Origin of the sequence: Azospirillum brasilense, from assembly GCF_008365405.1 — a bacterium.
In the GTDB taxonomy this organism is placed as follows: Bacteria; Pseudomonadota; Alphaproteobacteria; order Azospirillales; family Azospirillaceae; genus Azospirillum; species Azospirillum brasilense_D.
In genome coordinates, this window is record NZ_QOKV01000024.1 from 48,140 (window position 1) to 63,364 (window position 15,225).

Annotated in this window: 9 protein-coding genes; 7 read left to right on the forward strand and 2 right to left on the reverse strand. The window is 70.1% G+C overall.

What is annotated here, in order from left to right; all coding sequences use genetic code 11:
- Nucleotides 1-301 precede the first annotated feature (301 nt).
- From glf to DS837_RS26675, 4 genes are all read left to right on the forward strand, one after another.
- On the forward strand, nt 302-2,617 hold the full coding sequence (gene glf / locus DS837_RS26660) for a UDP-galactopyranose mutase (RefSeq protein WP_149167498.1): 2,316 nt from the start codon (nt 302-304) through the stop codon (nt 2,615-2,617).
- Between the two features lie 161 nt (nt 2,618-2,778).
- The gene (locus DS837_RS26665; protein ID WP_149167499.1) at nt 2,779-3,942 is read left to right on the forward strand and encodes a glycoside hydrolase family 113 protein; all 1,164 of its coding nucleotides are present in this window, start codon (nt 2,779-2,781) and stop codon (nt 3,940-3,942) included.
- A complete protein-coding gene (locus DS837_RS26670) occupies nt 3,939-5,705 on the forward strand; it encodes an ABC transporter ATP-binding protein (RefSeq protein WP_149167500.1) in 1,767 nt (588 codons plus the stop codon). Before DS837_RS26665 ends, DS837_RS26670 begins: the two co-directional genes overlap by 4 nt.
- 209 nt (nt 5,706-5,914) lie before the next feature.
- The gene (locus DS837_RS26675) at nt 5,915-8,884 is read left to right on the forward strand and encodes a PAS domain-containing protein (RefSeq protein WP_149167501.1); all 2,970 of its coding nucleotides are present in this window, start codon (nt 5,915-5,917) and stop codon (nt 8,882-8,884) included.
- A 70-nt stretch (nt 8,885-8,954) separates the two neighbouring features.
- On the opposite strand, the gene DS837_RS26680 is transcribed toward DS837_RS26675, so the two are convergent.
- On the reverse strand, nt 8,955-10,265 hold the full coding sequence (locus tag DS837_RS26680; protein WP_149167502.1) for a solute carrier family 23 protein: 1,311 nt from the start codon (nt 10,263-10,265) through the stop codon (nt 8,955-8,957).
- A 268-nt stretch (nt 10,266-10,533) separates the two neighbouring features.
- On the opposite strand from DS837_RS26680, the gene DS837_RS26685 reads away from it, so the two are divergent.
- The gene (locus tag DS837_RS26685) at nt 10,534-11,550 is read left to right on the forward strand and encodes a sensor domain-containing diguanylate cyclase (RefSeq protein WP_149167503.1); all 1,017 of its coding nucleotides are present in this window, start codon (nt 10,534-10,536) and stop codon (nt 11,548-11,550) included.
- A 40-nt stretch (nt 11,551-11,590) separates the two neighbouring features.
- Here DS837_RS26685 and DS837_RS26690 read toward each other — a convergent pair whose 3' ends face one another.
- Nucleotides 11,591-12,070, reverse strand: coding sequence for a hypothetical protein (locus DS837_RS26690; RefSeq protein ID WP_149167504.1), 480 nt, complete (start codon nt 12,068-12,070; stop codon nt 11,591-11,593).
- Between the two features lie 553 nt (nt 12,071-12,623).
- On the opposite strand from DS837_RS26690, the gene DS837_RS26695 reads away from it, so the two are divergent.
- Nucleotides 12,624-13,691, forward strand: coding sequence for an Ldh family oxidoreductase (locus DS837_RS26695; protein WP_149167505.1), 1,068 nt, complete (start codon nt 12,624-12,626; stop codon nt 13,689-13,691).
- Nucleotides 13,692-13,855: 164 nt separating this feature from the next.
- The gene (locus DS837_RS26700) at nt 13,856-15,196 is read left to right on the forward strand and encodes an amidase (protein WP_149167506.1); all 1,341 of its coding nucleotides are present in this window, start codon (nt 13,856-13,858) and stop codon (nt 15,194-15,196) included.
- Nucleotides 15,197-15,225 lie beyond the last annotated feature (29 nt).

Below are 15,225 nucleotides of genomic sequence, written 5' to 3' on the forward strand. Positions count from 1 at the left end.
CGGAACCCACCTCTGCCGACCCCGTTATTGGTTTCCGGTTTGCGACGTCACTCCGCTGCGCCGCGAAAATCCGCTGTATTCGTGGCGAATTTCCAGCGGCACCCCGACGATATGTCACTTAAGAGAGGATGGAAACATGAGTTGGGCCGGCCAACACCAGTTCCCAATCGGCAGAAACCGAAAAAGAACACGTCCGACCGCCGACTCTCCGCATTCCAACACCATCGACACCCCATCGCAGACCCTGATCTGCTTTTCACACCTGCGCTGGAGCTTCGTTTATCAGCGCCCACAACATCTTATGTCGCGATTCGCACGCGACCACCGCGTGCTGTTCGTCGAGGAGCCGATTCACAACGACACGCCGGAACCCTGGCTGGACGTGCGCGAGGACGAGGGGGTCCATGTCCTGGTGCCCCGCCTCCCCGCCGGCATGGACGGCGAGGTGGCCGTCACCGCCCAGCGCCAGCTGCTCGATCGCTATCTGGCCGAGGAGGGGGTGACCGACCCGATCCTCTGGTACTACACGCCGATGAGCCTCGGCCTGTCCGGCCATCTGCGCGGGGCGCTGGTGGTCTACGACTGCATGGACGAGCTGTCGGCCTTCCACGGCGCGCCCCCGGAACTGGTCGAGCGCGAGCGGCAGCTGATGGCGCGGGCCGACGTGGTGTTCACCGGCGGCGTCAGCCTCTACGAGGCCAAGCGCAACCTGCACCCCAACGCCCACGCCTTCCCCAGCAGCGTCGACGTCGCCCATTTCGCCGCCGCCCGCGGCATCGTCGAGGAGCCCACCGATCAGGCGGCCATCCCGCACCCGCGGCTCGGCTTCTACGGCGTCATCGACGAGCGGCTGGACATCGCCCTGCTGGACGCCGCCGCCGAGGCCCGGCCCGACTGGCAGTTCGTCCTGGTCGGCCCGGTGGTGAAGATCGACCCGGCCGACCTGCCCCGCCGCCCGAACATCCACTATCTCGGCCCGAAGAGCTACGACGACCTGCCGCATTATCTGGCGGGCTGGGACGTCGCCCTGATGCCCTTCGCGCGCAACGAGTCCACCCGCTTCATCAGCCCGACCAAGACGCCGGAATATCTGGCCGCCGGGCGCCCGGTCGTCTCCACCTCGATCACCGACGTGGTGCGCGGCTATGGCGACAGCGGCGTCGTGCGCATCGCCGACGCGCCGGAGGACTTCGTCGCCGCCGTCGCGGCCGCCCTGGCCGACGCCGCCGACCCGGAGCGGCTGCGCGCCACCGCGGACCATGTCCTGCGCGACATGTCCTGGGACAAGACGCAGGGCCGCATGACGGCGCTGATGGAGCAGGCCCGCCAGCGCGGACGCGCCGCACCGCCGGCCCACCGTCCGGCTCCGGCGATCCATCCGATCGGGCACCCGGCCAAGCACGTCAACGGGCGCGCCGCCGGCCGCCGCTCCGGCTTCGACTACCTGATCGTCGGGGCGGGCTTCGCCGGGAGCGTCCTGGCGGAACGCCTGGCGGCGGGGCTGAACAAGCGCGTGCTGCTGATCGACCGGCGCCCGCACATCGGCGGCAACGCCTACGATCACTACGACGACGCCGGCGTCCTGATCCACCGCTATGGCCCGCACATCTTCCACACCAACGCCAAACCGGTCGCCGACTATCTGTCCCGCTTCACCAAGTGGCGCCCCTACGAGCACCGCGTCCTGGCGCGGGTGGACGAACGGCTCGTCCCCATCCCGATCAACCGGACGACGGTCAACCAGCTCTACGGTCTGGACCTCGACGAGGCCGGCGTGGCGGAATTCCTGAAAAGCCGGGCGGAGCCGGTCGCCGACGTCCGCACGTCGGAGGACGTGGTGGTCGGCGCGGTCGGGCGGGAGCTGTACGAAAAGTTCTTCCGCGGCTACACCCGCAAGCAGTGGGGGCTCGACCCGTCGCAGCTCGACAAGGCGGTGACCGCCCGCGTGCCGACGCGGACCAACGACGACGACCGCTATTTCGGCGACAGCTTCCAGGCGATGCCGCTGAACGGCTACACGCGGATGTTCGAGAGCATGCTCGACCACCCGAACATCAAGGTGATGCTGAACACCGATTTCGACGACGTGCGCGACGAGATCGCCTACGACCGCATCGTCTTCACCGGCCCGATCGACGAATATTTCGGCCACCGTTTCGGCAAGCTGCCCTACCGCTCCCTGACCTTCCGGCACGAGACGGTCGACCGGGAGTGGTTCCAGCCCGTCGCCGTGGTGAACGAGCCGTCGGAGGGGGTGCCCTACACCCGCGTCACCGAGTACAAGCACCTGACCGGGCAAAGCCACCCGAAGACCAGCATCACCTACGAGTACCCCTCCGCGCAGGGCGATCCCTACTACCCGATCCCCCGCCCGGAGAACCAGGAGCTGTTCCGCAAGTATCAGGCGCTGGCCGACAACACCCCGGACGTGATCTTCCTGGGCCGGCTCGGCACCTACCGCTACTACAACATGGATCAGGTGGTGGCGCAGGCGCTGGCGGTTTACGCTCGCCTGGAGAAGGAGGAGCAGCAGAGCCGCGGTCTTGCCGCCGCCGCGCGGGCCTTCGGCTCGCTGGGCGCGGAGCGGGAGGTGCGGGTCGCGGGGATGGGGGATTAGGCGCGCCCTTGCCCCCACCCTTCCCACGGCTTCGCCGCGGGCCCCTTCCCTCCCCCGCTTTGCAGGAGAGGGAGCTTGATCCCCTCCCCTGCGAAGCGGGGGAGGGTTAGGGAGGGGGCAGAACTCCGAACACCCCGAACGCCCAAAACACAGAGCTCCCCATGCACTCCCCCACCCTGTTCGACAGCGTCTTCCTCGGCGGCTTCGAATGCTCGACGCACCGGCGGCATGACGGGCGCCGGCTCGACCTGATCGCGGCGACCGGTCACGACCGACTGGCCGCGCAGGACTATCAGCGCATGGCCGCCCACGGTCTGCGCAGCGTGCGCGACGGCGCGCGCTGGCACCTGATCGAGACCACGCCGGGCCGCTACGACTGGTCCAGCCTGCTCCCCATGGTCCGGGCGGCGCGGGAAGCCGGGGTCCAGGTGATCTGGGACCTCTGCCATTACGGCTGGCCGGACGACATCGACGTCTGGCGGCCCGCCTTCGTGGAGCGCTTCGCCCGCTTCGCCGGGGCCGCCGCAGCCTTGCTCCGCGACGAGGGCGTGGAGATGCCCGCCTATTGTCCGGTCAATGAAATCTCCTACTGGGCCTGGGCCGGCGGCGACATGAAGCGCTTCAACCCGATGACCGAGCGTCGCGGGTTCGAGCTGAAGCACCAGCTCGTGCGGGCAAGCATCGCGGCCATCGACGCCATCCGCGCCGCCGACCCGCGCGCCCGCATCGTCCAGGTCGATCCGGTCATCCACGTCCTCCCCCGCCCCGACCGCAAGGGCGACGCCGGGGCCGCTGAGGCCGCCCGGCTGGCCCAGTACGAGGCGTGGGACATGATCGGCGGCTACGCCTGGCCGGGACTCGGCGGCAAGCCGGAGTATCTGGACGTGATCGGCGTCAACTACTACTCCGACAACCAGTGGTTCCTGAAGGGCGGCACCATTGGACGGGACGACCCGCGCTATCGCCCCTTCGCCGACATCCTGGCGGAGGTGCACCAGCGCTACGGCCGCCCGGTCCTGGTGGCCGAGACGGGAGCCGAGGGCGACGCCCGCGTGCCCTGGCTCGACTATGTGACGGAGGAGGTGGTCACGGCCCTGCGCGCCGATGTGCCGGTGGAGGGGATCTGCCTCTACCCGATCCTCGACTATCCGGGCTGGGCCAACGAGCGCCACTGCGAGACCGGCCTCTACGGCCTGTGCGACGAGCAGGGCGGGCGTTGCCTCCATCGACCGCTGGCCGCCGCGTTGGAGCGCGGGCAGGCCCGCATCGGCGCGCTGCTCGGCCAGCCCCAGTTCGACCAGCCGGAACTCCAGGCGGCTCAATGAGCGGTTCGAACACGGACACCATCCCGGACCGTCCCGGCCGCTTCCTGCTGCATTACATCCGGCGGCGGCCCTGGTCGTTCGGCGGGCTGTTCTCGGTGATCGTGGCGGCGGCGGGCTGTGCGGTCGCCGTGCAGTACGGGATGAAGCTGCTGATCGACGCCATGGCCTCCCCCGACCGGGCGGCGGCGGATGTCTGGACTCCGCTCGGCCTGTTCCTGGGCTTCATCGCGGCGGAGAACGTGCTGTGGCGGCTGGGCGGCTGGCTCGGCTGCCGGACGGTGCTGGCGACCGGCGTCGACATGCGGCTGGACCTGTTCCGGCACCTGACCGGCCATTCGATGCGCTACTTCTCGGAGCATCTCGCCGGGTCGCTGGGAAACCGCATCGCCGCCACCGAGAACGCGGCAACCACCATCTTCCGCACGCTGACCTGGAGCATCGTCCCGCCGGTCACCGACTTCCTGGGGGCGGTGCTGGTGCTGCTGACCATCCACTGGGGCATGGCGGCGGCGCTGGTGCTGTTCGCCCTGGTGGTCGCCGTCGCCATCGTCGGGCTGGGGCTGCGCGGCCGGACGGTGCACCACGCCTTCGCCGAACAGTCCGCCCGCACCAACGGCGAGCTGGTCGACGTGGTGTCCAACGTCTGGACGGTGAAGGCCTTTTCCGCCCGTGGGCGGGAGCGCGAGCGCCTGCGGCAGGCCTTCACGGTGGAGGCCGGGGCGCACCGCCGGAGTTGGATGCATCTGGAGAAGACCCGCGTCGTCCATGACGTCTGCCTGTGGGTGATGGCCGGGTCGATGCTGCTGTGGGCGCTGCTGCTGTGGCGGGACGGCACGATCACCACCGGCGACGTGGTGATCGTCAGCGCCCTGACCTTCCGCATCCTGCACGGCTCCCGCGACCTCGCCTTCGCGCTGGTCACCGCCACCCAGCAGGTCAGCGCCATCGACGAGAGCCTGCGGGTGATCGCCCGCCCTCACGACGTGCTCGACCCGGTGCCGGCCGAACCCGCCACGCCCGGCGGCGGCGCCATCGCGTTCGAACGGGTCTCCTACCGCTATCCCGAGGGGCGGCGGGTCCTGGAGGATTTCAGCCTGACCATCCCGGCCGGGCAGAAGGTCGGGCTGGTCGGGCCGTCGGGGGCCGGCAAGTCCACCATCATCAGCCTGATCCAGCGGTTGGACGACGTGCAGCGCGGCGACATCCGGATCGACGGTCAGCCGCTCACCGCCCTGGCCCAGGACGACCTGCGGGCCAAGATCGCCGTGGTGCCCCAGGATATCGCGCTGTTCCACCGCCCGATCCTGGAGAACATCCGCTACGGCCGCCCCGACGCCAGCGACGAGGAGGTGTTCGAGGCCGCCCGCCACGCCTTCTGCGACGGCTTCATCCGGCAGTTGCCGGAGGGCTACGGCACGCTGGTCGGCGAACGCGGCGTGCGGCTGTCGGGCGGACAGCGGCAGCGGCTGGGCATCGCCCGCGCCTTCCTGAAAAACGCCCCGATCCTGATCCTCGACGAGGCGACCTCCGCCCTGGACACCCAGTCGGAGCAGGAGATCCAGGCGGCGCTGGCCGATCTGGCCCAGGGGCGGACGGTGGTCGCGGTGGCGCACCGCCTGTCCACGGTTTCGGCCTTCGACCGCGTTCTGGTCCTGGTGGACGGCCGCATCGCCGAGGACGGACACCCCACGGAGCTGCGGCGGCGTGGCGGCCTGTTCAACTCCCTGTGGCAGCTCCAGGCGCAGGGCTTCGCGGCGGAGTAGATGACGGCCCCCGCACCGTGGCGCGGGGGCCGCATCAGCCAGAACGGTTAGGGAAAACCGCCCTTCGACGAGCTATCTTTCCGGGCGTTGTGTGTTAAGACACCAGACGCAACCTCGCCTCGGCCCGAAAGCTCGATGAAAGCCACGACCGACGACAGCATCTTTGCAATTCACACTCTTATTCCGTGCGAAATCCGCGGAGCCGGCGCATGACCGACCTGCCGGTGATTGGCGGCCCGGTGATTGGCGGCGACCTGGATTTCCTGTCCGGCGGGGGCGAGATGGGAGAGCGGATGCGCTCCCACGACTGGGCATCCACGGCGCTTGGCCCGCCGGAGAGCTGGCCGCAGAGCCTGCGCACCATCGTCAGCGTCGTCCTCTCCTCCCGGCAGGCGATGTTCGTGGCCTGGGGGCCGGAGCTGTCCTTCCTCTACAACGACGGCTATGTGCCGATCTTCGGGGCCAAGCACCCGGAGGCGCTCGGCCGCCCCTTCGCCGAGGTGTGGTGGGACATCTGGCCCCAGATCAAGCCGCTGGTCGACCGCACGCTGTCCGGCGAGGCCTCCTGGTACGAGGATCTTCTGATCCCGATGGAGCGCCGGGGCTTCCGCGAGGACGCCTGGTTCACCTTCTCCTACACCCCGGTGCGGGGCGAGGACGGGCGCATTCCGGGAATGTTTTGCGCCGTCGTCGAGACGACCGCCCAGGTGCTCGCCACCCGGCGCACCGCCTTTCATCTCGAGCTGGAATCCCGGCTGCGTCAGCTCTCCAACCCGTTCGCCGTGGCCGCGGCGGCGGCGGAGGCTCTGGGTCGCCACCTGGGGGTCAGCCGCGTCGGTTACGGCGTGATGGACGAGACCGCCCGCTTCTTCACGACGGAGCGGAACTGGACCGACGGCAGCGTCGACCATCAGGCCGGCACCCATGACCTGCTGAGCTTCGGGCCGGAGCTTCTGGACACGCTGCGCGGCGGCGGGACACTGACCATCCACGACGCCACTGCGGACCCGCGCTTCGCCGCGCCGGACCGGCAGGCCGCCTTCGCTGGGCTGAACATCGCCTCCGCCATCACCACCAGTCTGGTGAAGAACGGGCGGATGGTCGCCGCCCTCTACATCCACGACCGCAAGGCACGGCGCTGGCACCCGGACGAGGTCCGGCTGGTCGAGGAGGTGGCGGAGCGCACATGGTCCGCCCTGGAGCGCGCCCAGGCCGAGGAGTCGCTGCGCCGCGCCAACGCCCGGCTGGCCGCGGAGGGGGAGCAGATGCGCACCCTGTTCCGGCAGGCGCCCAACTTCATGTGTGTGCTGCGCGGCCCGGACCATGTGTTCGAACTGGCCAACGACTCCTACCGGCAACTGGTCGGCGACCGCCCCCTGATCGGCAAGCCGGTGCACGAGGCCATGCCGGAGGTCGCCGGGCAGGGCTTCTTCGAGCTGCTGGGCCGCGTCTACGACAGCGGGAAGCCCTTCGTCGGGCACGCCCTGCCGGTGCGGGTCGTCCGCCAACCCGGCGCGCCCGTCGAGGAACGCTTCATCACCTTCATCTACCAGCCGATCAAGGACGCCGACGGGCGGGTGACCGGGATCTTCTGCGAAGGCAGCGACGTCACCGAGGCCAAGCGGGCCGAGGACGCGCTGCGCGACCTGAACGCCACGCTGGAGCAGCGCGTCGCCGAACGCACCGCCGACCGCGACCGCATGTGGCGCCTGTCCACCGACGTCATGCTGGTGGCGCGCTTCGACGGCTCCATCAGCGCCGTCAATCCGGCCTGGACCACCCTGCTGGGATGGTCGGAGGAGGAGCTGGCGACGCGCAGCTTCCTCGACCTCGTGCATCCGGACGACCTGGAGCGCACGCGGGCCGAGGCGGCGCGGCTGGGCGCCGGGCACATCACGCCGCGCTTCGAAAACCGCTACCGCCACAAGGATGGTCATTATCTCTGGCTGTCCTGGGTCGCCGTGCCGGACGACCGCTTCATCCACGCCGTGGGCCGCGACATCACCGCGCAGAAAGAGGCCGACGCCGCCCTGCGACAGGCCGAGGACCAGCTTCGCCAGTCCCAGAAGATGGAGGCGGTCGGCCAGTTGACCGGCGGCGTGGCGCACGACTTCAACAACCTGCTCCAGGCGCTGGAAGGCTGCCTGTCGATGATCGGGCGCCGCACCGAGGAGCCGCAGGTCCACGCCCTGCTCGACGCCGGGCAGCAGGCGGTGGGGCGCGGGGCCAAGCTGGTGCAGCAGCTCATGGCCTTCGCCCGGCGCGACAGCCTGCGTCCGGAATCCATCGGGGTGCGTGACCGGGTGCTCGCCATGTCGGCTCTGCTGGAACGGGCTCTGCGGGCCGACATCGCGCTGGACCTCCGCCTCGGCGACGATCTCTGGCCCGTCGAGGTCGACCCGACCCAGTTCGAGCTGGCGGTCATCAATCTCGCCGTCAACGCGCGCGACGCCATGCCGGCCGGCGGACGGCTGACGGTGGAGGCGGTCAACGCCGTGTTTCCCCACGGCGATCCGCGGGGGGTGGAGGGCGAGTTCCTGCGCCTGTCCGTGTCGGACACCGGCTGCGGCATGCCCGCCGCGGTGGCCATCCGCGCCTTCGAGCCGTTCTTCACGACGAAGGACCTCGGCAAGGGGACGGGGCTGGGGCTGGCCCAGGTCTACGGCCTCGCCCGGCAGACCGGCGGCACCGCCTGGATCGACAGCGCGCCGGACCGGGGCACCACGGTGCATCTGCTGCTCCGCCGCTCCGGCGTGGCTCCGGCGGAGGAACCCGCTCTTCCCGCCGCCATTGTGCCGCCGTCGGGTGGCGCGCGGCGTCATGGCCGCGTCCTCGTGGTGGAGGACGACCCCATCGTCGCCATGACGGTCAGCACCGCGCTGGAGGACGCGGGGTTCGCCGTGCTGTCCGCCGCCAACGCCGAGGAGGCGCTGCCCCACCTGTCGGACGACGGGGTCGACGTTCTGCTGAGCGACGTGGTGATGCCCGGCGGGATGAGCGGCATCGACCTGGCCCGCGAAGCCCGCGAGCGGCGGCCCGGACTGCCGGTTATCCTGGCGACCGGCTACAGCGAGGACATCGCCCGAGCCACCGGCATCCCGGTGCTGGCGAAGCCCTACCGGATCGACGAGCTGGTCGGGCGGATCGACGCGATCCTGACGGGCGAGGTTGGGGAGTAAAGAGGTCGGGGAATGAAAAAGGCGGAGTTCCCCAGGGGGAACTCCGCCTTGGCCGGCCGCGATAGGGTCCTCAGATGTGGTCGGAGGACAGGATGGCCTCGGCGTCGCCGCCGGTGCCGCGGCCCGGCAGGACCGCGTTCAGGACGACGCCCATCAGCGCCGCCAGCGCCATCGAGGAGACGACGAAGCCGCCGTCGCCGAACTTCAGCGACGCGCCGCCGATGCCGATCACCAGGATGGTCGAGGAGATCAGCAGGTTGCGCTTGTCGCCCAGATCCACCTTGCCCTCGATCAGCGTGCGGATGCCCGAGGAGGCGATGACGCCGAACAGGGCGATGGACACGCCGCCCATCACCGCCGTGGGGATGCTGGACAGGAAGGCCGACAGCTTGCCCACGAAGCCGAGGATGATGGCGAGCGCCGCCGCACCGCCGATCACCCACACGCTGAACACCCGGGTCACCGCCAGAACGCCGATGTTCTCGCCGTAGGTCGTCGCCGGGGGACCGCCCAGCGCGCCCGCCACCATGGTCGCCACGCCGTCGCCGAACACCGAGCGGTGCAGGCCCGGATCGGCGATGAAGTTGCGGCCCACGACGCGGCTCAGCACGATCTGCCCACCGATGTGCTCGGCGATGGTGACCAGCGCAACCGGGGCCACCAGCAGGATCATCGCCCAGGCCGAGACGCCCTCCTTCATATCGGAGAACAGCAGGTGGAAGTCGGGCATCCGCAGGAAGGGAGCCGCGGCGACCGGTCCGAAGTCCACCATGCCGAAGACCACGCCCAGCACATAACCGGTCAGGATGCCCAGCAGGATCGGCACCACCGTGAAGAAGCCGCGCAGCACGATGGAGTAGAGGAAGATGCTGCCCAGCGTCGCCAGCGCCAGCAGGAAGTGCGGCAGGCTGTACTCGCCGCCGCCCGCGGTGTTCTGCGCCATGCCGACGGCGACCGAGGCGAGGCCGAGGCCGATCACCACGATCACCGGCCCGACCACGATGGGCGGCAGGATGGCCAGCAGCCAGCGCACGCCGAAGGCGCGGATCAGCAGGGCGACCGCCACATAGACGGCCCCCGCCGCGCAGGCCCCGACCAGCGCGCCGCCGGTCCCGCCGATCTGCGTGGCGGCGACGATCGGGCCGATGAAGGCGAAGGAGGAGCCCAGATAGGCGGGCAGCCGCCATTTGGTGAAGGCCAGATAGATCAGGGTGCCCAGACCGCTGGTGACGAGCGCCACCGACGGATCGAGGCCGGTGAGGATCGGCACCAGCACGTTGGCGCCGAACATGGCGAACAGGTGCTGGAGGCTGAGCAGGAGGAAGGTGGCCGGGGGCGGACGGTCGTGGACGTCCAGCACCCGGTCGCGCGGGGCTGTCATGAACTGCGGTTCCCGTATCGGTGGTTGCCGGGCAAGGGTTACTCCGCGACGGCCTGCCCGGTCAAACGCCACCATGCGGAATTTTTCGGCACAGGACTCCCACCGGGACCCGGCGGCACCATCACGGATGCGGAATTATTCGTCCGTTGCCTTACAATCGCCCTTTTGTTATTGTGGGTTTTAATAAAAATTCCCGTTACCGGACATGAAACTGCGTTCCCACACGCGATGCGGGGATGACGCGCCTGTTTTTAGAGTGACTGACCGCATGGCCGACGAACTGTTTGCTCAACTCACCGACACCCTTTCGTCGGCGAAGACCGTGGAAGACCTGACCCGGCCCCTTCTGTCGCTCCTGGAACTGGTGACGGAGTTGGAGGCGACCTACCTCACCCGGATCGAGCTGGAACACGGCATCCAGCGCATTCTCTTCTCCTGCAACACCAAGACCCTGACCATTCCCGAAGGGCTGGCCGTTCCGTGGGAAGGCACGCTGTGCAAGCGGGCGCTCGACGAAGGGAAGCTCTACACCGACGACGTGCCCAGCTGCTGGGGCGATTCCGAGGCGGCGGCGGCGCTGGGCATTCAGACCTACGTCAGCACGCCCGTCCATCTCGACGACGGCAGCCTGTTCGGCACGCTCTGCGCCGCAAGTTCGGAGCGCAAGCCGCTGACGCCCAAGGGGGAGCAGGTGCTGCGCCTGTTCGCCTCGCTGATCGCCCTCCATGTGCAGCGCGAGCAGCTTCTGACCCAGTTCCGGGAATTGAACGCGGCGCTGGAATCCTATTCCTACACCGACGCGCTGACCGGCCTGCCGAACCGGCGCGCCGTGGTCGCGGAACTGCACCGGCTGTTCGCCATGGCCGAGCGGGCCGGCCAAAGCGTGCTGATCGGCTTCATCGACCTGGACGGCTTCAAGGCGATCAACGACACCCACGGGCACGAGGCCGGCGACGAATTCCTGACCGAGGTGGGGCAGCGCATCGGCGCGGGGCTGCGGGCGGGGGACACGCTGGGCCGGCTGGGCGGCGACGAGTTCATCATCGTCGGCATGGGCGCCACGCCCGGTGCCGAGGGGGATGAGGCCGCCGGCGCGCTGCGTGACCGGGTGGTGCCGCTGATCCGCGGCGGGTACCGCTTGAAGGGCTGCGCCTTCGATTATCCGGGGGCGAGCGTCGGGGTGGTCAGCGCCGATCCTGGCGCCACGACGCCCGACGACGCGCTGCGCGCCGCCGACGCCGCCATGTATGTCCAGAAGAAGATCCGGCGGGCGGTCAGAGCCTGACGCCCAAACCCGACGCCTGCCGCGACGATCGTTCCGAGCCTTATGGACCGGCGGCCGCGCTCCAGGGATCGGGAGCGGTCACCTCGTAGGGCTGGGCGACGCCACCCATCGACAGCGCATGGACGGAATTGCTGGAGAAGCCGCAGGCCTGCTCCGGATTCACGGCGGCGTTGGGACGGAAGGCATAGGGCCGCGGGGCATCGGGCGACACGGAGGTGGCCTTGGTGCGGACGACCAGCCCGTGGCCCGACGGAACGCTCTGCTCCACCCAGACCCACAGGACCTCCGGGTTGTCGCGGAAGCGGGCCAGCAGGGTGGACAGCGCCTCCGTGCAGGCGGCGTGGTCGAGCTGGTGGGCGCCGCGGTCGATGATGGCCGAGGCCGGTCCGGACGACGAGGCGTCCGCGGGATTCCAGGTGACCGCCATGAGGCCGGACAGAGCGATGCCAGCGATGGAGGTTCCCCAGAGGACTCCGGAATCGAAACCGGACTCACCGTGACGGCTGGAATGATCGCGCATCGTGGCCCCTCTACAAAACACTCAACCGCTGCAACCGGCGTCTGCAATGTCCCCATCTGTTTGACAGGAACGCAGGCCCGTGACGTTGATCCAGGACAAGCATTTCATGGGCTCGTCCGGTTCGTTGTTTATTGTGCACCGCAGCATCCGCCCGTCAACACCCACCGGAAGCATGGCAGGGCTGATTCCACGCGCTTTCACGCCCGCGTGGCTATGAACGCGGCAATTTGCCGCTCCTCCGTGCCGGAGCACCGTAGCGACCCGCGGATGCGCCGCTGGCCGGCAGGCCCCCAGACAACGGCCCCGGCGGCGTCATGGTTCCCCAGCGCCGTCTGATTCGCCAACAAAGTCAGTTGGTTATATATACGCATATTCAGGATTACAAACGAAGGCGTCCCTTCAATCCCACGTCCCACGGGTCGATTGCGGACGCGCGGATGCCATTCCCTTTCGCCCCTGCCGCCGCCGCGCGCTATGGTGCGCCCGGCGACCAGCGGACCGGCAAGAGTCCGGGGCGCCCGCAAGAAGAACACGAGAACCGGAAGGGACGAGCATGAGTGACCAGACCCCCAGCCGCCGTGCCGCCGCGGCCTTCGCCCAGACCGCGGAAACCGGGACGCCGGTCGCCTTCGCCGATCTGGTGGCGCTGCTGGAGCGCATCTTCCGGCACCACGGCACGTCGGAGCGGGTGGCGGCGATCCTGGCGGAGAATTGCGCGTCCTGCGAGCGCGACGGCTCCACCAGCCACGGCGTGTTCCGCATTCCCGGCTACGTCGGCTCGCTGAAGAGCGGCTGGGTGGACGGGCGGGCCGAACCGACGGTGGAGGAGGCCGGCCCCGCCTTCCTGCGCGTCGACGCCGCCAACGGTTTCGCCCAGCCCGCTTTCCTGGCCGCCCGCGGCCGTTTCCTGGAGATGGTGCGCGAGAGCGGCATCGCTGTGATGGCGATCCGCAACTCCCACCATTTCAGCGCCCTGTGGCCGGACGTCGAGCCCTTCGCGCGGGAGGGGCTGGTGGCGCTCTCCTTCGTCAACAGCTTCGCCTGCGTCGTGCCGCCGGGCGGCAAGGCCGCCGTCTACGGCACCAACCCGATGGCCTTCGCCACCCCGGTGGCCGGCGGCGACCCGATGGTGTTCGACCAGGCGGCCAGCTCCATGGCCAACGGCGACGTGCGCATCGCGGCGCGCGAGGGGCACGCCATCCCCGCCGGCTCCGGCGTGGACCGCGACGGCAAGCCGACCACCGACCCCAAGGCCGTTCTCGACGGCGGCGCCCTGCTGCCCTTCGGCGGTCACAAGGGCGGCTCCATCGCCTTTATGATCGAGGTGCTGGCGGCGGCGCTGACCGGCGGCAAATACTCGCGCGAGGTGGACTGGTCGGCCCATCCCGGCGCCGAGACGCCCTGCACCGGCCAGCTCTTCATCGTCATCGACCCGGAGCGCGGCGGCACCGGCGCCTTCGCCGACCGCGTCGCCGGCCTCATCGGCGAGGTGAAGGAAGCGGGGCAGGACCGCATGCCGGGCGAGCGCCGCTACGCCCGCCGCGCCCGCACCCTGCGCGACGGCATCCCGCTCGCCCCCGCCCGGCTGGCCGAGCTGCGCGCCCTGGCCGGCGACGCCTGATACCGAAGGCGTTTGATGGCCTCCATCAAACGCCTTCGGTTCAAACCCGGCAGCACATGGCGCAGCCATGTGCGAAAGGGTCATACGGCCGGCCGATCATGGAACTCTTCATGCGCCGGCCGTATGACGCCCCTCCCCTCCTTCAAACCCGGTCGATTCCCGCCATGACGACGCCCACCATCGCCACCTTGTCCCGTCAGCTCGACGACGGCGCCACCAGCAGCCGCCAGCTCGTCGACGCCGCCCTCGCCGCCATCGCGGCCGGGGGCGAGGAGGCGCGCAAGACCTACACCGCCCTGCACGCCGATCCGGCCCGCGCGGCGGCGGACGCCCAGGACCTGCTGCGCCGGGCCGGGCAGCACCCCTCCCCGCTGGCCGGCCTGCCGGTCTCGGTCAAGGACCTGTTCGACGAGGCCGGGCACATCACGCGGGCCGGGTCGCGGGCGCTGGAGGGCGCCGCCCCCGCCACCCGCGACGCCGACGCGGTGGCCCGCCTGCGCACCGCCGGGGCGGTGGTGGTGGGGCGGACCAACATGACGGAGTTCGCCTTTTCCGGCGTCGGCATCAACCCGCATTACGGCACCCCCGGCAACCCCGCCGATCCCGCGCGCATCCCCGGCGGCTCCTCGTCGGGCGCCGGGGTGTCGGTGGCGGCGGGCCATGTCCCGCTGGCGCTCGGCACCGACACCGGCGGGTCGGTCCGCATCCCGGCGGCGCTCTGCGGCATCGTCGGCTTCAAACCGACGCAGCGCCGGGTGTCGCTGCGCGGCGCCCTGCCGCTGTCCTGGTCGCTCGATTCCATCGGGCCGCTCGCCCGGACGGTGGAATGCTGCGCCATCGCCGACGCCGTCCTGGCCGGTGAGGCGGAGTGGGTGCCGCCGCCGGTCGGGCTGGCCGGGCTGCGCTTCGCCGTGCCGCAGACGGTGGTCCTCGACGGGATGGAGGACGCGGTGGCCGCCGCCTTCGACGCCGCCTGCCGCCGCCTGTCCGAGGCCGGGGCGCGCATCGTCGACATTCCTATGGCGGAGCTGGCGGAGATCGGCCCGGCCAACGCCAAGGGCGGCCTGCCCGCGGCGGAGGCGGCCCACTGGCACCGCGCGTTGATGGCGGAGAAGGGCGACCTTTACGACCCGCGCGTCCGCGTCCGCATCGAGCGCGGCCGGACCATGAGCGCCGCCGATTACATCGAGGTCACGCAGCGCCGCGCCGACCTGATCGCCCGCACCGACCGGACAACGGCGGACTACGACGCGCTGCTGATGCCCACCGTGCCGCTGCTGGCGCCGCGCATCGACGCCTTCGCCGAGGACGCGGAGTTCGCCCGGCTGAACCTGCTGCTGCTGCGCAACTGCGCGCTGTTCAATTTCCTGGACCGCTGCGCCATCAGCCTGCCGATGCAGCGCGCCGGCGACCTGCCCAGCGGCCTGATGCTGGTCGGCGCGGCGGGAGCCGACCGCCGCCTGCTGTCCATCGCCGCGGCGGTGGAACCGGTGGTGGGCGCCTGACACAGGGGGAGGCGGCGCAACTGCCCCTC

Excerpts from the sequence above, each read along its gene's own strand:
- glf (WP_149167498.1), top strand. The coding sequence starts at position 302 with ATGTCGCGATTCGCACGCGACCACCGCGTGCTGTTCGTCGAGGAGCCG.
- DS837_RS26665 (WP_149167499.1), top strand. The coding sequence starts at position 2,779 with ATGCACTCCCCCACCCTGTTCGACAGCGTCTTCCTCGGCGGCTTCGAA.
- DS837_RS26670 (WP_149167500.1), top strand. The coding sequence starts at position 3,939 with ATGAGCGGTTCGAACACGGACACCATCCCGGACCGTCCCGGCCGCTTC.
- DS837_RS26675 (WP_149167501.1), top strand. The coding sequence starts at position 5,915 with ATGACCGACCTGCCGGTGATTGGCGGCCCGGTGATTGGCGGCGACCTG.
- DS837_RS26680 (WP_149167502.1), bottom strand. The coding sequence starts at position 10,265 with ATGACAGCCCCGCGCGACCGGGTGCTGGACGTCCACGACCGTCCGCCC.
- DS837_RS26685 (WP_149167503.1), top strand. The coding sequence starts at position 10,534 with ATGGCCGACGAACTGTTTGCTCAACTCACCGACACCCTTTCGTCGGCG.
- DS837_RS26690 (WP_149167504.1), bottom strand. The coding sequence starts at position 12,070 with ATGCGCGATCATTCCAGCCGTCACGGTGAGTCCGGTTTCGATTCCGGA.
- DS837_RS26695 (WP_149167505.1), top strand. The coding sequence starts at position 12,624 with ATGAGTGACCAGACCCCCAGCCGCCGTGCCGCCGCGGCCTTCGCCCAG.
- DS837_RS26700 (WP_149167506.1), top strand. The coding sequence starts at position 13,856 with ATGACGACGCCCACCATCGCCACCTTGTCCCGTCAGCTCGACGACGGC.